The sequence below is a fragment of the Marcopretia estuarina LEGE 06307 genome, assembly GCF_056633115.1.
Window position 1 is genome coordinate 117,995 of record NZ_JBSJOY010000002.1, and the last position, 25,506, is coordinate 143,500.

A 25,506-nucleotide genomic window follows, 5' to 3' on the forward strand; every position below is an offset into this window, starting at 1 on the left:
CCGGGGGCTTCAGCCCGGCAGTGCCGGCAGCATCACCTCATCGCGCACCTTCAGCACCACCATCGAGGCGTCGTCCTGGAGCTGACGATCGGAGCCCACAAAACGATCCAGACGGGTGAACAGCTGATCGAGAATCCCCTGCGCTCCCAACCCGGAGCGGCAGGAGCGATCGAAGGCCCGCATCAGCCGGGTTTCGTCGAAACGTTCATTGCCGACTCCCGCCGCCTCGGTAACGCCATCGGTGTAATACAGGAGCACGTCGCCCGGCTCCAGCACCAGGCGCTCGCAGCCGTATTCGGCCTCGGGCTGCAGGCCGATCAGCAGGCCAGGGGCATCGAGGCGTTCGAGCGTGTGGCCCTGGCGGCGCCAGATCAGCGGCGGGTTGTGCGCCGCATTGGCGTAGCGCAGCACGTGGGTGCGGGGGTCGTAGTCGGAATAGAAGAGCGTCACGAACCGGTGCGAATGGGCCAGGTCTTCCTGCGCCAGCTGGTTGAGATCCCGCAGGATCCGGTCCGGCGCGTGGCCGCTCAGCACCTCCGACCGCAGCATGCCCCTCAGCAGGGTCATCAGCAGGCCGGCCGGGATCCCCTTGCCCATCACATCGCCCATCACCAGCGCCCAGCGCTCGGTTTCACGGCGCCGTCCCACCAGCTCGGGGCGGGTAGGGATGAAGTCGTAGTAGTCGCCGCCGACGCGGAAGGCCGGCCGGCAGCGGGCTGCCAGGTCCACCCCTTCGATCACGGGGCACTGATCGGGCAGCAGCTGGGACTGGATCTCGGCGCCGGTGCTGAGCTGGCGATCAAGGCGCTCATGCAGGCGCATGTCCTCCTGCAGCACCTCGTTTTCAATCGCGACGCCGGTGAGATCGGCCACCAGCTGCACATGGCGCCGGTGCACATCGCTCCAGCTGGGCCCATCGCCCTGAGTGGAGCCGAACACATAAAGCCGGCCGCGCTGATGGTTGCGGGCCACCACCGAAGTGCCGAACATCGGCACCTGGCCCAGCAGGCGGCGCATCTCCAGATCCAGCTGGGCCACCACCGCGTCATCGCCGGCGCCGGCGGCCAGATCCTGATCGCTGAGCCCGGCCAGATGGCTCACCAGATGCCGGCAGCGCTCCGGTGGCGAGGCATGCAGTTGCTCGCGCCAGAGGCGGCCATCGGAGTGAAACACCACCAACAGGCTGCCCTCCGCCTCCACCAGCCGGGAGCAGACCAGGGGCACCAGCTCCAGAAAGCGGTTGAAATTGGTAAAACTGCGCAGGGCAAAAGCCAGCGACGCCAGCAGCTCCTGGTTGCGCCGCTGCTCCCGGCTGAGGCTGTCGAGCAGCTGCCTCAGCGAAGCGGATGCCGACAGGGTGCCATGGGCCCGCGGAGGGGGCGGAGGCACACGGGAGGGCGGCGTACTGCTCACGGGAGCGGCCGGGGGAACGAAGAGTAGCAGTGGTGCGCGTTAATCGCTGAGCGCTCGTGATGCGTCTAACCGGGTGGCTGGCATCACCGGTTGAACCGCAGAGAAGCCGCCCCCGAGCGGAGGGGCAGTCACCGCCACCTCCGGCTCAGACAGCCAGCAGCGCCTCGACGAACTCGAAGCTGTTGAACGGCCTGAGGTCGCGGATGCCCTCGCCCGCACCCACGAAGCGGATCGGCAAGCCGGCCTCGGAGGCCACCGCCAGGGCCACGCCCCCGCGGGAACTGCCGTCGAGCTTGGTGAGCACCACGCCGGTGAGGCCGGCGGCGCTGGCGAAGGCCATGGCCTGCCGCAGGCCGTTCTGGCCCTGGCTGGCATCGAGCACCAGCAGCGATTCCACGCTGGCCTGGGGCGCCAGGCGATCGACGATGCGGCGCACCTTGCTGAGTTCCTCCATGAGGTTGTGCTTGGTCTGCAGGCGACCGGCGGTGTCGACCAGCACCAGTTCGGTGCCCTTGGCACTGGCGGCACCGATGGCATCGAAGACCACGGCTGCCGGATCGGCGTTGGCGCTCGGGTTGGCGATCACTGGAACCCCGCTGCGTTCCCCCCACACCGTGACCTGCTGCACGGCAGCGGCCCGGAAGGTGTCGGCCGCGGCGATCAGGCAGCTGTAGCCACTGCGCACCGCCAGGTTGGCCAGCTTGCCGAGGGTGGTGGTCTTGCCGACGCCGTTGACTCCCACCAGCAGCCACACGTTCAGGCGATCGCGCTGCGGGGCCAGCAACGCCGTGCCGCTGGCCTGGATCGGTGCCTCCAGCACCCCCCGCAGCTGTTCCTTGAGAAAGCGCAGCCCCTCGCCCGGATCCACCACCTCCTGGTTGAGACGCTGCCGCAGGGCCTCGAGCACCTGATCGGTGGCCTTCACCCCCACATCGGCACGCAGCAGCAGGGTTTCGAGCTGCTCAAGCACCTCCGGGGTGAGCGGATCATCCCCGAGGGTTTCCAGCATCTGGCTGACAAAGCCCTGGCGGGTCTTCTCCAGACCGCGCCGCAGCCGGCCCAGCCAGTCGATCTCCTCGAGCGACACCTGATCGGCGCGCACGCCCTGGGCCGCCAGCACCTCCACCGACCAGGTGAAGGCTTCATCGAACGCTCCCAGCTGGGGAGCGGCGGTGTCGGCAGCCGGGGCAGCAGCAGCGCTGGCAACCCTGGCGCCGGTGGAGTCGGCGGTGGCACTCTCCGGCTCCGGCCGTTCCAGCAACTCCTGCTGGCGCTCGCGGCGCTGGGCCGCAGCCTGCTCAAGCAGCGACAGTGCGGGCGCCGGTTGTGGCGGCGCGGCAGCGGCTGCGGGCGGGGCCGGGGCCGGGAGCCTGGCCTCAGGTTGAGGCTCAGGGGGCACCGCTTCAGGAGCGGGCGCGGGTTCCTCCTGCGCAGGCGGGGCAGCGGAGGGTAGAGCCCCAGACCCTTGCTCGGCCGCAACCGCCTGCAGCTCGGCGGGGGGCTCCTTTTGCCTGGCCGCATCCTGCTGGGCCTTCAGCCGGGCATAGGCCTCGCGCGCCCAGGCAAGAGCGTCCTGATCGACGGCGGGTGCTGCAGGGGCGCCGGTTTGGGCCGGGGCAGAAGGGGCAGGGGCTGGAGCAGCAGAAGCGGAGCCAGCCTCAGCAACTTCAGATGCTGAGGCGCTGCTCTCCTGGCTGGCGGATGACCCGCGCTCGGAAGGCTCAGGGGTGGAGGAATCTGAGGTGGAGGGATCACCGGCGGGTCGTTCGTCCTGAGCGGGAGCGGCCGTCGTCGGTGCAGCAGATTCAGCTTCAGCCGCAGACGGGGCAGGAGCCGCCACGGGCTGGGGGGCGGATTGGCGCCGGAACCAGTCGAAAACCATGCCTGCCTCAGGGGGCCGCGGTGGTGAACCGCCGCAGAACGCCGTTGATCATCCGCCGTCCCTGCTCGTCGCTGTAGCGGTTGGCCAGATCGACGGCCTCATTGCAGGCCACGGCCGCCGGCGTGCCGAAGGTGTCGAGGTCGACGGCGGCCAGTCGCAGGATGTCGCGGTCGATGCGCGGCAGGCGCTTCAGCCGCCAGCCCTCCATCACCTCATCGAGGCGGCGATCGAGGTCTTCGCGGTGATCGAGCACAGCCCGCGCCCGCTCCACCGCGCCGCGGCGCACATCTTCCTGGTCGGCCAGCATCAGCAGGCGCGGCAGTTCAAGGCCCGCTGACAGGCGGTTGATCGCCTGCTCGGCGTGAGCCAGACCGCGCTGCAGGTGACCGCGCACGCGCACCACCTGATCGGCGGCATCGACCAGTTCGCTGTCGAGCAGTTGCTGCTGCGCCTGCTCCAGGTCGAGCGCGGCATTGTCGAGGGCTTCCCGCACGCACTGGCTGAGGCTGGCGAGGGCCTGGTGCAACAGCCCTTCAAGCGAAAGGTCGGCGGCGGGAACGCGATCGCTCACCTGGCCCAGCATCAACAAAGCCAGTTCTCTGGAAACGGAGCGACTCTGCATCGGATCGTCAGAAGGGGTGAACCCCCTCAGGCCTTGGTGGAGGAGGGGGCGGTGAACACAGGGGCCCGCAGTTGGGCCAGCAGGCTGGAGAAGCTGCGGTTGCCCTGACCACCGCGCTCATCATCGGGGCTGACGATCCCCGCCGAAATGATCGTGCGGAAGGCATCTTCCACCGAGAGGTCGAGGTCGCGGACGGATTGCTCGGGCACCACGGCATACCAACCGGTGGTGGGGTTGGGCGCCGTGGGGATGAACACGCTCAGCATCGGTTGATCGGACGTGCTCTGCATGGCGGCTCCGAGTACACCGGTGACGAAACCGACGGCGAAAAGGCCCTTACTGGGGTACTCGACCAGCACCACCCGGCGAAAGCGGGTGGAGTTGCTGCGGAACACGGTTTCCAGCAGCTGCTTGAGCGTTTTGTAGACCGAACCCGCCAAGGGGATGCGCTGCAGGGTGCCTTCGCCGAAATCGAGCAACCAGCGGCCCACGATGTTGCGGGCCATCAGGCCGATCAGCAGGATGCCGAGCAACGGCACCAACAGACCCACGCCGAGATTGATCAACTCCTGCAGGAGCGGACTCAGCGTATTGAAGGGATTGAATTGCTTCGGGATCGTGGTGAGAAAGGCGAGCACGAAGCGGCTCACCGTGGTGGCCAGCCAGATCGTGGTGGCGAGTGGAATCACCACCAGCAGACCGGCGATCAGGTCGTTCTTGAGGTCCTGGCGAAGACGGTTCCCCAGGGGTTCATCAGTGCGGGGATTCGATTGCACCAAGAGCGGGCCGGAACGACCGGACATCAAAAAGCAGACTTCAACCTAGCCAGCCACCAGGGACGCCGTTAAGCGGCGGCCCATCTCGCCACAGAACTTCCGAGGCTCAGAGCACCGCGGCGAGTGCCACCAACGTGAACGCCACGGCCAGCACCACCGCTGAAGCGGTGCCGTTGAAACGGCGCTGGTTGAGGGCCAGCACGCTGGAGCGTTCCTCCTGCTTCAGCTGGTCCTGCATCTGCTGCAACTGGCGGTCGATGAAGCCGCGCGCCGCCTGCTGCTTCTGCTCAGGCGTGGCCTGGGGCGGCACCTGGCCCGCCTGCTCGGCCTGACGCACCAGTTGCTCAATCACCTGGGGATTGGTGCTCTGCTGCTTGGCCATCTCCAGCTGGCCACGCTTGGTGGCCAGGCTCTGCTCAGTCTGGGCGGTGATCGAGCCATCGGCGCTCACCGTGACCGGCACTGCCACAGCCAGGCCGATCGCCAGCACCGCTGCCACGACGGTGACCACCCAGCGCAGGGGTGTGCGGCCCTCGTGGGACACATCAAGGCGGCAGCCCAGCAGGATCAGCAGCAGACCCACCAGCGCCATCGGTGCCTGGCTGATCAGCCGTTCCACCAGCAGCTGCTGGAAGGTGGGATCCTCCCAGCTGCCGATCAGGATCACGGAGGTGAGCTGCAGGGCCAGCAGCACCACCAGGGTGAGACCGAGCCAGCGCAGCAGCACGCCGAAACGTCCGGAAGAGGCGGAGATCACAGCAGAATGACGGTGATGCGCAACTGTACGGGTGGGATCTAAGCCCGACCAGGAACGCCTGTCTCCCGCAGCCCTGGCGGCAGCCCTCAAACAGCAGGCCCAACTGCTGGGATTCGCCCCCGTGGGGCTGGGCGTCGCCGAGCCGGATGAACGGATGCAGCTGCGCACGGCGGCCCTGCAGCGCTGGCTGGCCGCAGGCCACCACGCCTCGATGAACTGGATGGCCGATCCGCGCCGGGCGGAAATCCAGCGGCTGCTGCCTGGGGTTCGCAGCCTGCTGGCGGTGGGGCTCAACTACAACGTGGCCGCGATCCGCACCCCCGGCCGGCCGGCGATCGCCCGCTACGGCTGGGGTCGCGACTACCACCGGGTGATCGACAGCCGCCTGCGCCAGCTGGGCCGCTGGCTGGAGCAACAGGCTCCGGAGGTGCGCTGGCGGGCCTGTGTCGACAGCGCTCCCCTGCTGGACAAGGCCTGGGCCGAGCAGGCCGGCCTGGGTTGGATCGGCAAACACGCCAACCTGATCCACCCCCGCCGGGGCTCCTGGTTCCTGATCGGCCATCTGCTCAGCACGCTGGAGCTGCCTGCGGATGCTCCGGCCGAGCCACTATGCGGGCGCTGCAGCCGTTGCATCGACGCCTGCCCCACCGGCGCCATCACCGAGCCGTTCGTGGTGGACGCGCGGCGCTGCATCGCCTTCCACACGATCGAAAGCCGCGAGCCGCAGCTGCCGCCGGCGATCAGCGCCGCCATGGCTCCCTGGGTGGCCGGCTGCGACATCTGCCAGGACGTCTGCCCCTGGAACGACCAGGACCTGCCCGTGTCCAGCGATCCCGACCTGCAGCCGCGCGCCTGGATGCTCAACCTGCAGCCGGAGGAGGCGCTGCAGTGGAGTGACGACGACTGGGATGAGCGGCTGCGGGCCTCGGCCCTGCGCCGCATCAAGCCGTGGATGTGGCGGCGCAACCTGCGGGCGATGCTGAGGCTGGGCACGCCCGGCCCTGCCAGCTGACAGTGCCCGCCTGAAAAAGAGAGGCCATTCGCCTGCAGAAGTCAAGAACCGCCGCTCTAGGGTGAGTTCTGGAATGGAACGCCCGGCATGGCCCCGCGCTGGTTGGCGAGTCTTACGGCAGCACCGTTCACGTTTTCCGTTCTGGCAGGGTCGGTGCCGCCGGCCTTCGCGCTGGTCCCTTACGCCTATGTGCCGCAGACCGCGGAGTTGGAAGCGGCAGGGCTGGGCATCGCCCAGGCGGCCAGCCGCCTGCTGCGCCTGGGCCAAGCGGAGGATGCGGCCCGTCTGGCGGCCCTCACCGTGCAGCTGCTGCCTGGCGATCCGCGCGGTTGGGTGCTGCTGGCGGAAGCCCAGCTGCGCAGCAACCAGAGCAAGCAGGCATCGGCTTCGTTGGCGCGGGCCAAGCAGCTCGATCCACGCAACCCCGGCATCTGGTTCGCCGAAGGCTCCCTGGCCCTGCGCGATGGTCAGCCGCAGCAGGCGGTGGGGCTGCTGGAGCAGGGCCTGCGCCTGGATGGGCGCAACGCTGGCGCCCACTTCGATCTCGGCAACGCCCAGCTGCTGCTCAACAACCCCCAGGGGGCCCTGCTGGCCTTTGAGCGTGCCTCCGGGCTGCGCAAGGGCTTCTGGGAGGCGATCAACAACCAGGGGCTGGTGCTCTATGAGCTGGGCCGCCGCGGCGAGGCGATCGAACGCTGGCGCCAGGCCCTGCAGATCAACGCCAAGGCGGCGGAACCGATGCTGGCGCTGGCAGCCGGCCTCTCCGCCGCCCCGGACGGACAGAGCGAAGCGCGGAGGCTCGCCAGCGAGGCCCTGGCGATCGAACCCAACTACGTGCTTGACGCCTATCAGAAAGAACAACTCTGGGGGCCCCGCCTGCGTGCCAGCACCAAGACCCTGCTCAGCCATCCCGACCTGAAGGCCGCTGTGGACAGGGCCAATGCCAATGCCTCAGGCACCATGGAGACGGAAGAAGAACCCTCCACCTGAGCAGCCACCAGCAGCTGGGCCCGCCAGGCAGCATCTGTAGGCTGAGCCCCTTCCGCCCCCAGACCCCCGAACCGGATGGCAGAGGAGCGCGTCCAACCGATCTCCCTGCATCAGGAGATGCAGCGGTCGTACCTCGAATACGCGATGAGCGTGATCGTGGGCCGGGCCCTGCCGGATGTGCGCGATGGCCTCAAGCCCGTGCAGCGGCGCATCCTGTTCGCCATGCACGAGCTGGGTCTCACCCCGGACCGGCCCTACCGAAAATGCGCCCGGGTGGTGGGTGATGTGCTTGGTAAGTACCACCCGCATGGCGACCAGGCCGTGTACGACGCGCTGGTACGCCTCGTGCAGACCTTCGCCAGCCGCCATCCGCTGCTCGATGGCCACGGCAACTTCGGCTCGGTCGACGACGACCCGCCAGCGGCGATGCGCTACACGGAAACGCGCCTGGCACCGATCGCCAATCAGGGGTTGCTCGATGAAATCGGCAACGACACGGTTGATTTCGCCCCCAACTTCGATTCCTCCCAGCAGGAACCGACCGTGCTGCCCGCGCAGCTGCCCTTCCTGCTGCTGAACGGCTGCTCGGGCATCGCCGTGGGCATGGCCACCAGCATTCCGCCCCACAACCTGGGCGAAGTGGTGGACGCCCTGATCGCCCTGATCCGCAAGCCCGATCTCAGCGACGACAAACTGCTCGAACTGGTCCCCGGCCCCGACTTTCCGACCGGCGGCGAAGTGCTCACCGGCAGCGGCGTGCGCGACACCTACCTGAACGGCCGCGGCAGCATCCCGATGCGGGGGGTGGCCCACATCGAGGAGGTGCAGCCCGGCAAGGGGCGCCACCGCCGCGGCGCCGTGGTGATCACCGAACTCCCCTACCAGCTGAGCAAGGCGGGCTGGATCGAGAAGCTGGCGGAGCAGGTCAACGACGGCAAGATCGGTGGCATCGCCGACATCCGCGACGAGAGCGACCGCGATGGCATGCGGGTGGTGGTGGAGGTGCGCCGCGACGGGGAGCCCGCCAAGGTGCTGGCCGAACTGCAACGCCGCACGGCCCTGCAGAGCAATTTCGGGGCGATCATGCTGGCGCTCGTCCACGGCCAGCCGCTGCAGCTGAGCCTGCGGCAGATCCTTAACCATTTCCTGGAGTACCGGGAACACACCCTGATCCGGCGCACCAACCACGCCCTGCGCCGCACCGAAGACCGGCTGGAGGTGGTGGAGGGTCTGATCCGGGCGCTCGATGCCCTGCAGGAGGTGATTGCCCGGATCCAGGCGGCCAAGGATGCCGCCACGGCCAAGGCGAGCCTGCAGGTCCACTTTGATCTGAGCGAACGGCAGGCCGAGGCGGTGCTGGCCATGCCGCTGCGGCGCCTCACCAGCCTGGAGCAGGACGGCCTGCGGCAGGAGGCCGCTGAGCTGGCACAGGAACGGGAGCGGCTGCGGCACCTGCTCGACGACCGCCAGGCCCTGCTCGACGCCATGGTGACTGAGCTGAAAAGCCTGAAGAAGCGCTATGCCACGCCCCGGCGCACGCGTCTGGTGGCCGGCGGCGATGCCCTGGTGGCACAGCGTGCCGCTGCCACCCGACCCACCACCGAGCTGCAGCGGCAGCAGGCGCTCGACGCCCTGCCCGGCGATGGTCGCCTGCTGATCCAGGCCGATGGCCAGGTGCGGATCGTGGGCCCCCAGCTGCTCGGCCGCCTGCATCTGGAGGAGGCCGCCCCGCTGGGTGAGCACCCGTCCCCGGCGCGGCTGATCCTGGCGGTGAGCGATAAACCGGCCGTGCTGGCCTTCAGCGCCGGTGGGCGGGTGGCCCTGCTGCGCTGGGAGTATGCCGGACAGCAGCAGGGGGGCCTGGAGAAGTTCCTGCCCGAGAGCCTGCTCGATGACCCGATCATTCAGGTATTGCCACTCCCGGCACAACCCGAGGGCAGCCTGGGCCTGCTGAGCAGCGACGGCCGTTTCAAGCGGCTGCCGATCGACGCGTTTCTCGAGCTGTCCGGCCGTGCCGCCACCGTGCTCAAGCTGAAGGACGGCGTGGTACTGCGCCGTGTGGTGCCCTGCAGCGACGACCAGGACCTGGTGGTGGGCAGCAGCTCCGGGCGCCTGCTGCGCCTGCAGCTGACCGACGCCGACGTGCCGTTGATGGGGCGGGCGGCCCAGGGCCCCCTGCTGCTGCGGCTGCTGCCCGGCGAGACGATTGCCGGTGCCTGCGCCCCCCGCTCGGATCAGGACGTGGTGCTGGCCAGCCGCCTGGGACGGATCAAGCGCCTGCGGCTGGAGAGTCTGAGGCGGTGCCAGCGGGGCGAGCTGGGCCAGATCGGCCTGCGCTTCCTCGATCGCAGCGACGCCCTGGTGGACCTGCAGGTGTGCGGAACGTCCACCCTGGGGGTTGTGCTGAGCCCGACCCGCAGCTTCCGCCTCGATCCAGCCACGCTTTCGGCCCAGAACCCCGACGAACCCGGCGAACTGCCGCAGCCACTGGCGGCCGGCGACAGCGTGCAGGCCCTGGTACCACTGATCAACTGATTTCCGAGGGCTGAGCTGACCTGCTGATCCTCAGGGCCCCGGCAGCAAGGCTCAGGGCTTGGTGGCCGCCAGGCCTGAGGGCTCCAGCATCAGCTTGCTGGAGCGGACGGCGTCGTCCATGGGAATCGGGTAGTTGCCATCGAAGCAGGCGGTGCAGAAATGGGAGGAATGGTCGTGGGCGGCCTCCAGCATTCCCTCCTGGCTGAGATAGGCGAGCGAATCGACGCCGAGGTGGGCAGTGATCTCTTCAAGGGTGAGCCGGGCAGCGATCAGCTGCTCCTGGTTGTCGGTGTCGATGCCGTAGAAGCAGGGATGGGTGACCGGCGGCGAACTGATGCGCATGTGCACTTCGGTGGCGCCCGCATCCCGCAGCGCCATCACCAGCTTGCGGCTGGTGGTGCCGCGCACGATTGAGTCGTCGATCACGATCACCCGCTTGCCGGAGAGCACATCCGGCAGGGGATTGAGCTTGACGCGGATGCCCGCCTCCCGCATCGCCTGGGTGGGCTGGATGAAGGTGCGGCCCACATAGCGGTTCTTGATCAGCCCATCGGCGAAGGGGATGCCACTGCCCTTGGAGAAACCGATGGCAGCAGGGATGCCGGAATCGGGCACGCCGATCACAATGTCCGCCTCCACGGCGGATTCGCGCGCCAGCATCTCACCGATGCGATGGCGGTAGCTATACAGGGATTCGCCGAAGAAGCGGCTGTCGGGCCGGGCGAAGTAGATCATCTCGAAGACGCACAGCTTCGCCGGCTCCTCGATCCAGCGCACCCGCTCGGGCACCGGCTCGCCCGCCCGGAAGTGAATCAGTTCGCCTGGGCCCACATCGCCGTCGTAGGAGGCGCCGATGATGTCGAGGCCGCAGGTTTCGCTGCTGAGCACCCATTGCCCCTGGTGCTTGTCGCCCATGTGGCCGAACACCAGCGGGCGCACCCCATAGCCATCGCGCAGGGCGAACAGACCGTCCGGGGTGCCGATCGCCAGGCTGAAGGCGCCGCGGCAGCGGCCGGCGGCCTGACGGATCGCGGCGCTCCAGCCCAGACCTCCATCCACGGCCTCCTGAAGCGCGAAGGCGATCAGCTCCGAATCGGTGGTGGAGGTGAATTCACCGGCGAGATGGTCGAGGGCCTCGCGCAACTCGTTGGCGTTGACCAGATTGCCGTTGTGCGCCAGGCCGAAGGGCCCGAGGCGGGTCATCAGCACCACCGGCTGGGCGTTGCAGACCCGGCTGCTGCCGGTGGTGGAATAGCGGTTGTGGCCGATCGCCAGGTCGCCTGGCATGCGCTCCAGCACGTCCTGATCGAACACCTGGCTGACCAGGCCCATGTCTTTGTGGAGCCGGATCTTGGCGCCGTTGAACACGGCGATCCCAGCCGACTCCTGCCCCCGGTGCTGCAGCGCGTAGAGGCCGAAGTAGGTGAGGTTCGCCACCGGCTGGCCGGTGGCATAGACGGCGAACACGCCGCAGGCCTCCTCCATGCGATCGGGACGCTCTGCCTCCGCTGCTGCAGCGGGTTCAGCAGCCACGGCAGGAGCGGTCATGGCTTGTGCGTGTTTGGACCCGTCACCCAGCGCAGGCGAGCTGGCGCCATGGGGGCCGGATGGTGACGGGGAGGGGTGCTGCCTGGGGTGCGCGCGAACCACAGGCCTGACCACTGACCGACTGCGTTGACAGTCTGCCTCAGGCCCCGCCGGCCAAGCGGCGGGGAATCCCCTGCTCGTAAGCCAGCCCCAACACATCGAGCGGCTGCGCCAGCAACGTCGTGCCGCCCCGCTCGATGCTCAGCAGCGCCTCAGCCTGCACCTGGCCCAACCGCTGGCAGGCTGGCGGCGAGCCGGCGGCACCGCTCAGCGGCGCCTGCTCCACCAACGCCTGCCAGGCCTGGGCCTGGGCAGGCGGCACGCTCACCAGCACCCTGGCGCCGCCCTCGGCGAACAGCAGCCGGTCGGCCCGGGCCGTGCCCGCCGGCAACTCCAGCTGCGCGCCCAGACCCGAGGCGAGACAGCATTCGGCCGCCGCCACCGCCAGGCCGCCGTCGCTGAGATCGTGGGCGGCAGTCACCACCCCCTGGGCGATCGCCTGCCGCAACAGAGCCTGCACCGCCAGCTCCAGCGCCAGGTCAGTGCGCGGCGGCCGGCCGGTGCTGAGCCCGTGGATCCACTCCAGGTAGCCGCTGGCCGCCAGCCCGAACCGCTCGTCGGCGTCATCGTCGCCCGCCAGCGGCACACCGAGCAGCCAGATGGCATCACCGGCCGCGCGCCAGGCCTGGCCGGTGACACGGGCAAGATCGGGCACCAGACCCACCATCCCCACCACGGGGGTGGGATGGATCGGCTGCAGGCGCCCGTCGGGCAGGCGGGTCTCGTTGTAGAGGGAGACGTTGCCGCCGGTGACCGGTGTACCGAGCGCGGCGCAGGCCTCCGACAGGCCGCGGCAGGCCATCGCCAGCTGCCAGTAGCCGGTGGGGTGGTCGGGGGAAGGGAAATTGAGGTTGTCGGTCACGGCCAACGGCTCGGCCCCCACGCAGCTGAGGTTGCGGGCCGCTTCGGCCACCGCCGCCATCGCGCCCCGCTGCGGATCGAGGGCCACCCAGCGGTTGGGGCAATCCACCACCGCCGCCACGCCGCGCTGGGCCGGCAGCAACGAGCCAGGCCCCTGCTGAGGCCGGAGCCGCACCACGGCCGCGTCGGCGCCGCCGGGGGGCATCACGGTATTGCCCTGCACCTGGTGGTCGTACTGGCGGTACACCCAGCGCTTGCTCGCGATCGTGGGCGTGTCGAGCAGGGCCAGCAGCACCTGGTTCCAGCTGAGCGGTGACTGGCCCGCCGGGGTAATCCCGGCGGTGTCGGCGGGCGGCAGCTGGGCCTCGCTCCACTGCCAGTGGGCCTGGATCTCGGCGGGCGGGGCAGCGAGCAGCTCGTGGTGGTTGATCGGGGTGTCGTCGGCCAGGGCATTGGCCGGCACTTCGGCGGCCACCGCGCCGTGCTGCAGCACCCGTACCACGTTCTCGGCCACCACGCGGCCCACCACCGCGGCCTGCAGGCCCCAGCGGCGGAAGCGCTCCATCAGCGGCTGCTCGCGGCCCTGACGCACCACGAACAACATGCGCTCCTGCGATTCCGACAGCAGGAACTCGTAGGCAGTCATGCCGTCTTCGCGGGCCGGCACGCGGTCGAGATCGAGCTCCACACCCACGCCCCCCTTGGCAGCCATCTCCGAGCAGCTGCAGGTGAGGCCGGCGGCGCCCATGTCCTGGGCGGCCACCACATCGCCGCTCTGGAAGGCTTCCAGGCAGGCCTCGATCAGCCCCTTCTCCAGGAAGGGATCCCCCACCTGCACGGCCGGGCGGTCATCGAGGGAGGCTTCGGTGAGCTCGGCGGAGGCAAAACTGGCCCCGCCCATGCCATCCCGGCCGGTGGTGCTACCCACGTAGACCACCGGATTGCCCACGCCCGCCGCACCCGAACGCACAATCTCCTCGGTTTCCATCAGCCCCAGGGCCATGGCGTTGACCAGCGGGTTGCCGCTGTAGCTGGGATCGAAGGCCACCTCCCCTCCCACCGTCGGCACACCGACGCAGTTGCCGTAATGGGCGATGCCGGCCACCACGCCTTCCATCAGCCCCACATTGCGGGGATCCTCCAGCGGACCGAAGCGCAGGGCATTGAGCAGCGCGATCGGGCGCGCGCCCATGGTGAAGATGTCGCGCAGGATGCCGCCCACACCGGTGGCCGCGCCCTGGAAGGGCTCCACGGCCGAAGGGTGGTTATGGCTTTCGATCTTGAAGGCCAGATGCTGACCCTCGCCCAGGTCGACGACGCCGGCGTTCTCACCGGGCCCCACCAGGATGCGCGGCCCGGTGGTGGGGAACTGGCCGAGCAGGGGGCGGGAGTTGCGGTAACAGCAGTGCTCCGACCACATCACCCCGAACATGCCCAGCTCGGCGCGGTTCGGTGCCCGGCCCAGCCGCCGCACGATCTCGTCGTAGTCCGCCTGGCTGAGGCCCTCCTTGCGCAGAGCTTCGGCAAGCGGAAAGGAGGGGGAGGACACCAGGCGGCCGCAGGCAGGAAAGCGCAGTCTGGCCGAGCGAGCGCCCACGGCCGCCGGGGGATCGGCAGGTTCAGACCCAGGGATCCGTGTCGCTGTCGTAGCGGCTGCCCCGCCGGGACGGTCCCTCGCTGACAGGCTGGGTCCGACGGTAGCGGTCCGTGTCCGGTTCGAGCTCCGGATCGTCCTCAGGCGAGTCCCAGGCCCTGGGCCCGTAGTCGCGATCCTCCAGACGATCGTCGTCGTCCCAGTCGTCCAGCGGGTCGCCGTCCGGTTGACGGCGGCCGGAATCGGCGTCCTGCCAGGGCGGACCGTCCCGCTGCGGCTCCTGCCAGGGGGGTTCCTCCAGCCAGCCTTCCAGCCGTTCCTCGAAGCGTCCGCCCACCTCCTGGAACTGATCCCTGATCCGGGTGGTCTCCTGACCCACCTGATCCCGCCAGCGGCGTGAGCGGCGCAGAAACTCCTGCCGCACACTGGCCTTGGCCAGCGGCAGGTCGTCGAGGCCGCCGAGGCCGGTGAGCACCTGGCCGGGCTGCTGATCGACGATCCGATCGGGAGTGAGGCGCCAGCGGCTGGTGCCCGGCAGACGCGGATCGCTGCGCGACACCAGGTAGTGCAGGATGCGCCCACTGCGCAGCTCCACGGCCGCATCCGCCACCGTGCCCAGCACGGAACCCCCAGCGCCGGTCAAGGCGGCATCGAACAGCGTGGGCAGGCGTTCGAGCGTGGCCGGATCGGTGACGGCCGGTTCGCCCAGCACCAATGCCTCCAGTTCACCGAGGCCGCGCAGCTGGTCGAGGCGCCAGACCAGCCGGCGGGTGCCGAAGGCGGAGGGTTTGCTGGCCCAGCCGAGCAGGCGGTGCACCGGCGGGTGCATCCAGCCCATCAGTCCGGGGCCGTGGTCGAGGCCCTGATCGCAGCGCACCCGCAGGCGCAGCAGGTCGGAGAGCAGCAGCTGAGCGGGAAGGCTCACGGCATCAGCTGCGGATCTGCACGGGCATCACCAGGTAGGTGAAGCTCGGATCCTCCAGCGGCGCCAGCACGGCGGGCGTGGTGGGGGCATTGCAGCGCAGCTCGACCCGGTCGGCGGTCATCGCTTTGAGGCCATCGAGCACGTAGCGCACATTGAAAGCGATCTCGATCGCGTCCCCTTTCACCAGCGCCGGCAAGGATTCCGAGCCGCTGCCCACATCCTGGGCGTCGGCACTGATGCGCAGGATGTCGGCGGATGGGTCGCTGCTCAGCTTCACCACGTTGTTGTGCTGATCGGCCACCACGGCCACCCGCTCCAGGGCGTTGACGAAGGCGCGGCGGTCGAGCTCGAGCGTGCGGCTGAAGGAGGCGGGAATCAGCTGGCCGTAGTTGGGATAGGTGCCGTCGAGGCTGCGGCTGGTGAGCACCTGATCCGCCCAGACGAACACCACCTGCCCGCGTTCGCTGAACAGGCTCACCGGCTCCTGCGACTGGCGGGAGGACAGCAGGCGCTCCAGTTCGCGCAGGGAGCGGGCCGGCACCGTGACCGCAAAGCTCGGCGCCTCTTCCGCATCCGTTGCGCCGTTACCGGGGCCCGCACCGGCAGCAGCGGCCGCCGCATTGTCGAGACGCAGCACCGAGAGGCGGTGGCCGTCGGTGGCGGCGCATTCGAGACCGTCGTGCTCCAGGCCGAGATGCACGCCGGTGAGCAACTGCTTGGCCTCATCCGGGCTGCTGGCGAACAGGGTGGCGCGCAGGCCCTTGATCAGCGCGTCCGCTTCCAGCCGGATCGGAGCGCCGGTCTGCACCAGTGGGAGGTCGGGAAAATCCTCCGCCGACAGCCCGCGCATCTGGTAGCTGCCGGAGAAGCTGGTGAGCTCCACCTGCTCCTGGCCTTCGGGGCACTCCAGGGTGATCGGACTGTCGGCGGAGAGCCGGGAAACGATCTCGCCGAACAGGCGGGACGGCAGCGTGATCGCGCCGCTGGTTTCCACCGCCGCAGGCAGGCTCGTCTGGATGCCGAGATTGAGATCGAAGCCGGTAAGGCTCAACCGGCCGGTGCCGGCATCGGCGGTGAGCAGCACGTTGGCCAGCACCGGATGGGTCGGCCGGGCCGCCACTGCGCGGCTGACCAACTGAAGGCTGGCGCTCAGTTCCGCCTGGGAGCAGACCAGCTTCATCGTTTCGAGACTCCGGGTGGGATGCCCTTTTCGGGCCCCACCACGCTTCCACAAGCCGGGGCGATCCGCAACGGCGGACGACCGTCAGCGCCCTTTTCCACGCCCGTTTTCCGCGATCCTTCTACGGAAGTTCTCTCTTTCAGAAAAAGGAGAAAAACAGCCGTAGTCGTAGGGGGTGTGGAAATCGGGGAGAAACTCAGAAAGCTAGTTGCAGCAGGGGATCTGGCTCAACAGGCATGGGGAGAACCGCTGACGGAAACCGCACGTTTTCCCCTTTTCCACGATTTCCCTGCCTGAGGAAAACCGACGCTCTGTTCGGGGCCCAGATTCAGCCGCACTTTTCCACCGCTGGCCCCCCGTTTTTCCCTGGGACGGTCTGTTCACCGGCCGACATCAAAACGCCACGCTTCCGGCCGCTTCAGGGCTCTCCAGCGGCGCTGTCCGTGCCCGAACGCCAAAAGCCCCCGTCCACGAAAGGCCGTGGGCGGGGGCTCCTGGTTGTTCAGGTGGACTTAAGCCCTGGTCTCAGAAGCCCATCACCTTGGCGACCACGTCCACCTCCGGCGCCAGGCCGGCATGGAAGGCGCCGTCGCTGTGATCGATCGCGGTGCCGGGATCCTTCAAGCCGTTGCCGGTGAGCACACAGACCACCGTGGCCCCTGCCGGCACCTCCGCTGCCCGCTGCAGCAGGCCGGCCACCGAAGCGGCGCTGGCGGGTTCGCAGAACACCCCTTCCTCCCGGCCCAGCAGCTTGTAGGCCTCCAGGATCTCCTGATCGGTGACCGCATGGAAGGCCCCGTTGCTCTGCTCACGCACCGCCAGGGCCTTCTCGCGGTTGGCCGGGTTGCCGATGCGGATCGCCGTGGCGATGGTGTCCGGTTGCTCCACCGTGTGGCCCAGCACCAGGGGGGCGGAGCCGCTGGCCTGGAAGCCCATCATCCGGGGCAGCCGCTGGCTGTGCCCGGCCTGCCGGTACTCCTGGAAGCCCATCCAGTAGGCGCTGATGTTGCCGGCATTGCCCATCGGGATGCACAGCCAGTCGGGGGCATCGCCAAGCGCATCGACCACCTCGAAGGCGGCCGTCTTCTGGCCCTGCAGCCGGAAGGGGTTGAGGGAATTGACCAGGGTGACGGGGTAGCTGTCGGCCACCTCGCGCACGATCGCCAGCGCCCGGTCGAAGTTGCCCTTCACCGCCAGCACCTCGGCGCCGTACATCAGCGCCTGGGCCAGCTTTCCCTGGGCCACGTAGCCATCGGGGATGAGCACGAAGGCGCGCATGCCACCGCGCTTGGCATAGGCCGCGGCCGCGGCGGAGGTGTTGCCGGTGCTCGCGCAGATCACCGCTTCAGCGCCGGCTTCGCGCGCCTTGCTCACCGCCATCGTCATCCCCCGGTCCTTGAAGCTGCCGGTGGGGTTGAGGCCGTCGTACTTGAGGAACACCTTCACGCCGCGGCCCACGCGCGCCGCAATCGCCGGGGCGGGGATCAGCGGGGTGGCGCCTTCGCGCAGCGTGATCACCGGCGTGCGGTCGCTGACCGGCAGCCAGGGGCGGTAGGCCTCGATCAGCCCCGGCCAGTCCTGCAGCGTGGGCTTCGCGCCCAGGCGCCTGAGGGCAGAGAGCAGCGGCACGGGCGCGACGGAGCAGGCTGTGGCGAATCTACGCGGCGGTTAAGAAGCGCCGAGAGGGCTTCACGCCCTGAGAGCTGGCCTTGGGGCCTGGAGCGATTCAGGACCCCTTGGCATCGGGTGCGCTGGCGGGCGTTTGGCCGGGTGCGCTGGCTGGAGGGCTGGTGGACGGTGCCGGGGGGCCGGAGGGCCGTTCATTGCCCTCCCGCAGGCCGTCAAGCGGGGATTCGGAGAAGAACCGCACCAGATCGGTGATCGAATTGGTTTTGCCCACCAGGCTGAGCAGGGCCGGGATGTTGATCGCCAGCTCGTTGGCGGGGTAAGCCCTCAGAAAGCCGGTGGGGGTGAGGGTGCCGTTGCCGTTGCTGATGCCGATGATCAGGGCGGAGCGGAGCGCCGGAACGCCGGTGCCCGGTGCCCGCAACGGCGCGAAGATGCCCGCCAGACGCTGCAGGATCGCCTCGCCGATGCGGGTGGACAGCAGGCGGCTGGTGAGCACCAGCGGCAGAGTGATCTTCTGGTTCAGCAGCCGTGCCACATCTTCCGGGTTCTGGCGGCCGATCTTGAGCACGTCGGCCAGCAGGCCGCGGGCCTGGCCGGTGGCGGCCAGATGGTCGAGATCAGCGACCGGGATCGAGCGCCGGAAGGCGCCGCTGACGAAAACCAGTTGCTCGGCCGCCTGAAGACTCGGAGCGGCCGTGCTCAGCGAGAGCCCGAGCAGGACCCCCAGGACGTTGGGGCGGATGCGCAACTGAAACTCCCTGGCTGGACGCTGATCCTAGAAGCTGCCGACCGGTGCCATTCCAGCGGCTCGACGGGTTTCCGGCGCCACCAGCACGTCGCGCAGCAGGCGCACCACCCCCCGCTCCGCCAACCCCTGGGCCAGCTGCAGCCCCATGCGGCGCAGGTCGGGTTCCGCCAGCAACCGTGGCAGCCGGCGCAGCAGCAGACGGGGTTCGAAGCCCGGCACATCGCGCAGCACCACCAGGAGTTGCTGCACGGGTTCAAGATCCAGCAACTGGGCGTCGATCACACTCATCCGCTCCATGCCCCGCAGGCCCGGTGGCTGCAGCCGTTTCGGCAGCCGCCGCCCCATCGCCTGCACGGCCCGCCAGCCAAGCGCATCGAGCCGGTCGACCATCGCATCGACCAGCTGCTGGCGCAGCATGCCTCCCTTGGGCGAGAAGAGGAAATCGAGCACCTGATCCAGCAGACCCTCTACATCCAGCTGATCCTGGAGGGAGGCGCTGCTGATCAGATTTTCCAGCCGCTGCCAACGGAACTCCTCACCATCGAAGAGCATCTCGCGCAGGCTGCGGCGCAGATCCGGATCCGGATCCTCCATCAGCCGGCGGGCGAAGTAAGGGTAGGCCGCACCGAGAATCTTGAACTCCGGATCCACGCTCAGAGCAATGCCTTCGAGCGTGACCAGCGAGCGGATGATCAGGGCGTAGTAAGGCGGCACCTGAAAGGGGAAGCGGTACATCACCCCGGAGAGATCGTCGGTGACCGCCTTGAAATCCATCCGGCTCACTCCCATCTCCAGGGCCTGGCCGAACACCGATTCGAACGCCGGCACAATCGGCTCCAGATTCACCTCTTCGCCCAGAAAACCGAGCTGCACGAAATCGGTGGAGAGGGCTGAGAAGTTGCGGTTCACCAGGTGCACCACCGCCTGGATCAGCCCGGTGCGCGATTCGCGGCTCACCTCGCTCATCATGCCGAAATCCAGGTAAGCCAGGCGGCCATCCGGCAGGGCCAGCAGATTGCCGGGGTGGGGATCGGCGTGGAAAAAGCCGTGCTCCAGCAGTTGCTGCAGGCTGCAGTTCACGCCGATCTGCACCATGTGGTCGGGGTCGATGCCGAGCGAGCGCACCGCCTCCAGATTGGTGAGTTTCACCCCATCGATCCACTCCATCGTGAGCACGCGGCGGCTGGTGGCCTCGTGATAGATGGCCGGTACGGCGATGTTCGGGTTGTGCTGGTGGAGCCTGGCGAAGGTTTCGGCGTTCCTGGCTTCGTTGAGATAATCCATCTCCTCGAATACCCGCTTGCCCAGTTCATCGATCAGGGCCACCAGATCGCTGCGCACCAGGCCTACATTCCGGTTGATCCAGGAGGCGATGTTGCGCACGATGTAGAGATCGAGCGTGATCTGCTCGCGCAGACCAGGGCGCTGCACCTTCACCGCCACCGCCTGGCCGTCCTTGAGCGTGCCCCTATGCACCTGGCCGAGTGAAGCGGCGGAGATCGGCTCGCGATCGAGCTGGGCGTAGATCTCGGAGACGGGCGCACCCAGATCTTCTTCGATGCAGGCCATGGCCAGTGCACCGTCGAAGCCGGGCAATTGATCCTGCAGCTGGGCCAGCTCCTCCAGCAGCACCGGCGGCACGATGTCGGGCCGGGTGGAGAGGGCCTGGCCGGCCTTGATGAAGGCGGGACCGAGCGCCACCAGCAGCTGGGCGCATTCGCGCGCCCGCTCCCGGGCCCGGTCGGGGTTGCTGAGCAGACCGGTGAAGCGATCGACGGCCACACCCACCAGGAACAGACTGATGGGCATCAGGGTCTGCCAGAGCCGCAGCAGCAGACGCCGGGGGTGACCGGCGTAGAGGCGGGTGATCGCCGCCGGGTCGTAGCTGAGCAGGCCGGCGGCTTCGATGAAGTCGCTGAGCTCCGCAGGGGTGCTCACATGGTCGGAGCGAACCATCACGGGGCAGATCGATCAACCCCTTCTAAACGAATCTCAGCGTCGCTACGGTCGGGCAGACGGCTGAGGCACCGGGTGCTCACGGGACTGCGCCTCGAGAACATCGCGCTGGTGGAGAGCCTGGAGCTGGAGTTCTCCACGGGCTTCACCGTGCTCACCGGTGAAACCGGTGCCGGCAAGTCATTGCTGCTCGATGCCCTCGATGCCCTGCTGGGCGGCGGCTCCGGCGTGCGCCTGCTGCGCAAGGGCACCGAGCGGAGCCTGATCGAAGCCCAGTTCACCACCACCGCGCCTGTGCAGGCCTGGCTGCAGCAGCAGCAGCTGGATCAGCAGCTTGTCGGTGCCGAATCCGATGGCCTCGATCAGAACGGAGACGAACCTGCTGAACCACCGGTGGACCTGGTGCTCAGCCGCGAATGGCGCAGCAACGTCGAGCGTATCCAGAGCCGCAGTCGCATCAACGGCGTGGTGGTGAACCGCCAGCAGCTGCTGGAGCTGCGGCCCCTGCTGCTGGACCTCACCGTGCAGGGTCAGACCCAGGAACTGGCCCGTCCCGGCCAGCAGCGTCAGTGGCTGGACCGCTGCGGTGGTGACGCGCTGGCCACCTGTCTGGGGCCGGTGCGGCAGGCGGTGCGCAGCTGGCGCCAGGCTGCCGCTCGGCTGGAGCAGGCGCGGGCGGACCGCGACCGGCTGGAGCGGGAACGGCAGGAGGCCTGCCAGCAGCTTGAGGCCCTGGAGGCTGCCGCCCTCGACGACCCCAACGAACGCCTGCGGCTGCAGCAGGACCAGGACCGCCTCGCCCATGCGGTGCGGCTGCAGGAAGGGGTGATGCTGCTGCTGGGCCGGCTGGTGGAAGGGGCTGAAGAGGCCCCGGCAGCGCTCGATCATCTGGCCGCCTGCGAACAGGTGCTGCAACAGCTGGCCGGCTTCGACGCCAGCCTTGGGCCTCTGGTGGAGCGCTGTGGCGAAGCACTGCAGCACGTGCAGGACCTGGCCCGCGACCTGGAGCGCTATGGCGGTGCCCTCGACAGCGATCCCTCCAGCCTGGAAGCGGTGCAGGAGCGGCTGGCCCTGCTCAAGGGATTGGAGCGCCGCCACGGCCGCGATCTGGCGGGGCTGATCGAGCAACGCGACCAGCTACGCATGCGCCTCAGCGGTGGGGCTGCCGCCGCCCTCGAAGCTCTTGAGGCCGAGGAGCAGCAGGCCCGCCTGCTGCGGGATCAGGCCTGCAGCCAGCTCAGCGCCCAGCGGCAGCGGGCGGCGCGGCAGCTGGAGGAGCAGCTGACGGCCTCGCTGCGGCCGATGGGCCTGGCCGATGTGCGCTTTTCGGTGGCGATCGAGCCGACGCCCCCGGCGGAGGAGGGGGCCGATGCGGTCACCTTTCTGTTCTCCGCCAACCCTGGCCAGCCGCTGGCTCCCCTGCGGGAAGTGGCCTCCGGTGGCGAGATGAGCCGCTTCCTGCTGGCGCTGAAAACCTGCCTGGCGGCGGCGGATCCGGGCGTCACCCTGCTGTTCGATGAAATCGACAGCGGCGTGAGCGGCCGCGTGAGTGGCGCCATCGCCGCGCTGCTGCGCCAGCTGGCTGCCCAGCGCCAGGTGTTCTGTGTGACCCATCAGCCGCTGGTGGCCGCCGCTGCCGATCACCATTTCCAGGTGAGCAAGGCGGTGGAGGCGGGCCGCACCCTCACCCGGGTGCGCCCGCTGCGGGACACCCAGGCACGTCAGCAGGAGCTGGCGGAACTGGCAGGGGGCGACTTCGGTGAGGCCCATCGCTACGCGGCCGGGCTGCTGGAGCGAAGCTGAGCGGAGCGCCGTTTCCGTTGCCGTCGAGGGGCGGCACCCTGCCCATCAGGAGACACCCGTAGACTCAGACGCTCTAGACGAGGCCGGATGCCCCGCGCGAGCATCGTTTCTGGGCCCAAGGGCACATCGTCTGAGCCTGACGCCACGTCGACCACAGCCAGCACCACGGTCCCGGCCCTTGACAAGGAAGAGGCGGCGAAGCTGCGCTCCCTCAACGGCGGCGCCCTCGAGGACGTGATCCGTGTGCGTGGCGCCCGCCAGCACAACCTCAAGGACGTGGATCTCACCATCCCGCGCAACCGGCTGGTGGTGTTCACCGGTGTGAGCGGCAGCGGCAAGAGCTCGCTGGCCTTCGACACGATCTTCGCCGAAGGGCAGCGCCGCTACGTCGAGAGCCTTTCCGCCTACGCGCGCCAGTTCCTCGGTCAGGTGGACAAGCCCGATGTGGATGCGATCGAGGGGCTTTCCCCGGCGATCTCGATCGACCAGAAGTCCACCAGCCACAACCCTCGCTCCACCGTCGGCACGGTCACGGAGATTCAGGACTATCTCCGCCTGCTGTTCGGGCGCGCCGGCGAACCCCACTGCCCTCAGTGCGACCGCTCGATCCGGCCCGAGAGCATCGACGAGATGGTCGACCGGATCTCCTCCCTGCCGGAGGGCACCCGCTACCAGCTGCTGGCGCCTGTGGTGCGGGGCAAGAAGGGCACCCACACCAAGCTGCTCAGCGGCCTGGTGGCCGAAGGCTTCGCCCGTGTGCGTATCAACGGCGAGGTGCGCGAACTCTCCGACAACATCGAGCTCGACAAGAACCACGCTCACAACATCGAGGTGGTCGTCGACCGACTGGTGGCGCGTGAGGGCATCAACGAACGGCTCACCGACTCCCTGCGCACCTGCCTCAAGCGCGGCGACGGCCTGGCGCTGGTGGAGGTGGTCCCCAAGACCGGCGAGCAGCTGCCGGAAGGGGTGGAGCGTGAGCGGCTCTATTCCGAGAACTTCGCCTGCCCCGTGCACGGCGCTGTGATCGAAGAGCTCTCCCCCCGGCTGTTCTCGTTCAACAGCCCCTACGGCGCCTGCCCCGATTGCCATGGCCTCGGCCATCTGCGCAAGTTCACCGAGGAACGGGTGGTGCCCGATCCCGCCCTGCCGGTGTATGCGGCGGTGGCGCCTTGGAGTGAAAAGGACAACAGCTACTACTTTTCCTTGCTGTTCAGCGTGGGGGAAGCCTTCGGTTTCGAGATCAAGCAGCCCTGGAACCAGCTCACCAAAGACCAGCAGCAACTGCTGCTGCACGGCAGCCCTGAGCCGATCGCCATCAAGACCGACAGCCGCTACACCAAGAGCCAGGGCTACCTGCGCCCGTTCGAAGGCATCCTGCCGATCCTGGAGCGGCAGCTGCGCGACGCCAGCGGCGAGGCGATCCGCCAGAAGCTGGAGAAGTATCTGGATCTGGTTCCCTGCGGCACCTGCCATGGCCTGCGGCTGCGTCCTGAGGCGCTGGCGGTGAAGGTGGGGCCGTATGCGATCACCGATCTCACCAATGTGAGCGTCGCCGACACGCTGCAGCGGATCGAGTCATTGATGGGGGTCGGGGAGGCGGAAGGGGCGGACCCCCTGCTCAATCCCCGCCAGATCCAGATCGGCGATCTGGTGCTGCGTGAGATCCGCATGCGCCTGCGCTTCCTGCTGGATGTGGGCCTCGATTACCTCAGCCTCGACCGCCCGGCCATGACCCTCTCCGGCGGAGAGGCCCAGCGCATCCGCCTCGCCACCCAGATCGGCGCCGGGCTCACCGGCGTGCTCTACGTGCTGGATGAACCCAGCATTGGCCTGCACCAGCGCGACAACGACCGCCTGCTCAACACCCTCTTCCGGCTCCGTGACCTGGGCAACACCTTGATCGTGGTGGAACACGACGAGGACACGATCCGCGCTGCCGACCACCTGGTGGACATCGGCCCGGGCGCGGGCGTGCACGGCGGCCGCATCGTGGCCGAGGGCACGCTCGAGAACCTGCTGGCGGAGGAGGACTCACTCACGGGGGCCTACCTGAGTGGGCGGCGCTCGATTCCGACCCCGCCCGAGCGGCGCACCAGCAGCAGCCGCAAGCTCTCGCTGCTCAATTGCTCTCGCAACAACCTGCAGGGGCTCGATGTCGACATTCCGCTCGGCCGCCTGGTGGCGATCACCGGGGTGAGCGGCAGCGGCAAGAGCACCTTGATCAACGAACTGCTCCACCCGGCGCTCGAGCACAAGCTGGGCCTGAAGGTGCCGTTCCCGTCCGGTCTCGATGAATTGCGAGGCATTCAGTCGATCGACAAGGTGATCGTGATCGATCAGAGCCCGATCGGCCGCACGCCCCGTTCCAACCCCGCCACCTACACGGGTGCCTTCGATCCGATCCGCCAGGTGTTCGCCGCCACGGTGGAGGCCAAGGCCCGCGGCTATCAGGTGGGCCAGTTCAGCTTCAACGTGAAAGGCGGGCGCTGCGAGGCCTGCAGTGGCCAGGGCGTGAATGTGATCGAGATGAATTTCCTGCCCGATGTGTATGTGCAGTGCGATGTCTGCAAGGGGGCGCGTTACAACCGTGAAACGCTTCAGGTGACCTACAAAGGCCACACGATCGCCGACGTTCTGCAGATGACGGTGGAACAGGCAGCCGACGTGTTCAGCGCCATTCCCCAGGCGGCCGACCGGCTGCGCACCCTGGTGGATGTGGGGCTGGGCTACATCAAGCTGGGCCAACCCGCTCCCACCCTCTCCGGCGGTGAAGCCCAACGGGTGAAGCTGGCCACCGAACTCTCCAAGCGGGCCACCGGCAAAACCCTCTACCTGATCGATGAACCGACCACCGGCCTGAGCTTCTACGACGTCCACAAGCTGATGGATGTGATGCAGCGGCTGGTGGACAAGGGCAACTCGATCGTGGTGATCGAGCACAACCTCGATGTGATCCGTTGTGCCGACTGGCTGGTCGATCTGGGCCCCGAAGGCGGCAACAAGGGCGGGCAGATCGTGGTGGCCGGCACGCCGGAGCAGGTGGCGGAGCATCCCACCAGCCACACGGGTCGCTACCTCCAGCAGGTGCTGGCTCAGCATCCACCGGAGGCCCTTTCGGCCTGAAGCCATCACCACCAACCGAGCAACGGCCAGCGGGAGGGGATCATGGAGGC

17 protein-coding genes are annotated in these 25,506 nt (G+C 68.5%); 5 read left to right on the forward strand and 12 right to left on the reverse strand.

Features of this window, described 5'->3' with window-relative positions; genetic code table 11:
• Window positions 1-9: 9 nt before the first annotated feature.
• The 5 genes from ACWJI3_RS04890 to ACWJI3_RS04910 form a co-directional block, all read right to left on the reverse strand.
• Window positions 10-1,389 carry a PP2C family protein-serine/threonine phosphatase gene (locus tag ACWJI3_RS04890; RefSeq protein ID WP_480203049.1) on the reverse strand — a complete coding sequence of 460 codons (1,380 nt, stop codon included), beginning with the start codon at window positions 1,387-1,389 and terminating at the stop codon, window positions 10-12.
• Between the two features lie 169 nt (window positions 1,390-1,558).
• Window positions 1,559-3,295, reverse strand: a complete 1,737-nt coding sequence (gene ftsY, locus ACWJI3_RS04895; protein ID WP_480203050.1) for a signal recognition particle-docking protein FtsY — start codon at window positions 3,293-3,295, stop codon at window positions 1,559-1,561.
• Between the two features lie 7 nt (window positions 3,296-3,302).
• Window positions 3,303-3,917 (reverse strand): transcription antitermination factor NusB, encoded by a 615-nt coding sequence (gene nusB / locus ACWJI3_RS04900; protein ID WP_094511194.1) that lies wholly within the window; start codon window positions 3,915-3,917, stop codon window positions 3,303-3,305.
• Window positions 3,918-3,943: 26 nt separating this feature from the next.
• Entirely contained in the window at window positions 3,944-4,720 is a 777-nt protein-coding gene (locus ACWJI3_RS04905) for a DUF502 domain-containing protein (RefSeq protein WP_233132862.1), read from the reverse strand.
• A gap of 79 nt (window positions 4,721-4,799) precedes the next feature.
• Window positions 4,800-5,450 carry an HpsJ family protein gene (locus ACWJI3_RS04910; protein ID WP_255141031.1) on the reverse strand — a complete coding sequence of 217 codons (651 nt, stop codon included), beginning with the start codon at window positions 5,448-5,450 and terminating at the stop codon, window positions 4,800-4,802.
• A 31-nt stretch (window positions 5,451-5,481) separates the two neighbouring features.
• Between ACWJI3_RS04910 and queG the strand changes: the two genes are divergently transcribed.
• From queG to ACWJI3_RS04925, 3 genes are all read left to right on the forward strand, one after another.
• The gene (gene queG / locus ACWJI3_RS04915) at window positions 5,482-6,462 is read left to right on the forward strand and encodes a tRNA epoxyqueuosine(34) reductase QueG (protein ID WP_480203051.1); all 981 of its coding nucleotides are present in this window, start codon (window positions 5,482-5,484) and stop codon (window positions 6,460-6,462) included.
• Between the two features lie 87 nt (window positions 6,463-6,549).
• Window positions 6,550-7,452, forward strand: a complete 903-nt coding sequence (locus ACWJI3_RS04920) for a tetratricopeptide repeat protein (RefSeq protein ID WP_094511196.1) — start codon at window positions 6,550-6,552, stop codon at window positions 7,450-7,452.
• A gap of 75 nt (window positions 7,453-7,527) precedes the next feature.
• On the forward strand, window positions 7,528-9,987 hold the full coding sequence (locus tag ACWJI3_RS04925; protein WP_259728999.1) for a DNA gyrase/topoisomerase IV subunit A: 2,460 nt from the start codon (window positions 7,528-7,530) through the stop codon (window positions 9,985-9,987).
• A 51-nt stretch (window positions 9,988-10,038) separates the two neighbouring features.
• Here the strand turns inward: ACWJI3_RS04925 and purF are convergent, their stop codons facing one another.
• From purF to ACWJI3_RS04960, 7 genes are all read right to left on the reverse strand, one after another.
• Window positions 10,039-11,535 (reverse strand): amidophosphoribosyltransferase, encoded by a 1,497-nt coding sequence (gene purF, locus ACWJI3_RS04930; protein ID WP_480203052.1) that lies wholly within the window; start codon window positions 11,533-11,535, stop codon window positions 10,039-10,041.
• 139 nt (window positions 11,536-11,674) lie between these two features.
• The gene (purL, locus tag ACWJI3_RS04935) at window positions 11,675-14,044 is read right to left on the reverse strand and encodes a phosphoribosylformylglycinamidine synthase subunit PurL (RefSeq protein WP_480203053.1); all 2,370 of its coding nucleotides are present in this window, start codon (window positions 14,042-14,044) and stop codon (window positions 11,675-11,677) included.
• 70 nt (window positions 14,045-14,114) lie between these two features.
• Window positions 14,115-15,014: an RNA methyltransferase gene (locus ACWJI3_RS04940; RefSeq protein WP_480203054.1), complete on the reverse strand. Its 900-nt coding sequence runs from the start codon at window positions 15,012-15,014 to the stop codon at window positions 14,115-14,117.
• Between the two features lie 4 nt (window positions 15,015-15,018).
• Window positions 15,019-16,194 carry a DNA polymerase III subunit beta gene (gene dnaN / locus ACWJI3_RS04945; protein WP_094511200.1) on the reverse strand — a complete coding sequence of 392 codons (1,176 nt, stop codon included), beginning with the start codon at window positions 16,192-16,194 and terminating at the stop codon, window positions 15,019-15,021.
• 525 nt (window positions 16,195-16,719) lie between these two features.
• On the reverse strand, window positions 16,720-17,778 hold the full coding sequence (thrC, locus tag ACWJI3_RS04950) for a threonine synthase (RefSeq protein ID WP_255100710.1): 1,059 nt from the start codon (window positions 17,776-17,778) through the stop codon (window positions 16,720-16,722).
• 142 nt (window positions 17,779-17,920) lie between these two features.
• Complete coding sequence (locus ACWJI3_RS04955; protein WP_480203055.1) at window positions 17,921-18,571, reverse strand: alpha/beta hydrolase; 651 nt, start codon at window positions 18,569-18,571, stop codon at window positions 17,921-17,923.
• A 27-nt stretch (window positions 18,572-18,598) separates the two neighbouring features.
• Window positions 18,599-20,527 (reverse strand): ABC1 kinase family protein, encoded by a 1,929-nt coding sequence (locus tag ACWJI3_RS04960; protein ID WP_480203056.1) that lies wholly within the window; start codon window positions 20,525-20,527, stop codon window positions 18,599-18,601.
• Window positions 20,528-20,602: 75 nt separating this feature from the next.
• Between ACWJI3_RS04960 and recN the strand changes: the two genes are divergently transcribed.
• Complete coding sequence (gene recN, locus ACWJI3_RS04965; protein WP_480203057.1) at window positions 20,603-22,330, forward strand: DNA repair protein RecN; 1,728 nt, start codon at window positions 20,603-20,605, stop codon at window positions 22,328-22,330.
• Between the two features lie 87 nt (window positions 22,331-22,417).
• The gene (uvrA, locus tag ACWJI3_RS04970) at window positions 22,418-25,456 is read left to right on the forward strand and encodes an excinuclease ABC subunit UvrA (RefSeq protein ID WP_233132864.1); all 3,039 of its coding nucleotides are present in this window, start codon (window positions 22,418-22,420) and stop codon (window positions 25,454-25,456) included.
• Window positions 25,457-25,506 lie beyond the last annotated feature (50 nt).

Bases quoted from the DNA above. Each gene is read 5' to 3' on its own strand.
- ACWJI3_RS04960 (WP_480203056.1), bottom strand. From the start codon at position 20,527: ATGGTTCGCTCCGACCATGTGAGCACCCCTGCGGAGCTCAGCGACTTC.
- uvrA (WP_233132864.1), top strand. From the start codon at position 22,418: ATGCCCCGCGCGAGCATCGTTTCTGGGCCCAAGGGCACATCGTCTGAG.
- ftsY (WP_480203050.1), bottom strand. From the start codon at position 3,295: ATGGTTTTCGACTGGTTCCGGCGCCAATCCGCCCCCCAGCCCGTGGCG.
- purF (WP_480203052.1), bottom strand. From the start codon at position 11,535: ATGACCGCTCCTGCCGTGGCTGCTGAACCCGCTGCAGCAGCGGAGGCA.
- ACWJI3_RS04920 (WP_094511196.1), top strand. From the start codon at position 6,550: ATGGCCCCGCGCTGGTTGGCGAGTCTTACGGCAGCACCGTTCACGTTT.
- nusB (WP_094511194.1), bottom strand. From the start codon at position 3,917: ATGCAGAGTCGCTCCGTTTCCAGAGAACTGGCTTTGTTGATGCTGGGC.
- dnaN (WP_094511200.1), bottom strand. From the start codon at position 16,194: ATGAAGCTGGTCTGCTCCCAGGCGGAACTGAGCGCCAGCCTTCAGTTG.
- ACWJI3_RS04905 (WP_233132862.1), bottom strand. From the start codon at position 4,720: ATGTCCGGTCGTTCCGGCCCGCTCTTGGTGCAATCGAATCCCCGCACT.
- ACWJI3_RS04925 (WP_259728999.1), top strand. From the start codon at position 7,528: ATGGCAGAGGAGCGCGTCCAACCGATCTCCCTGCATCAGGAGATGCAG.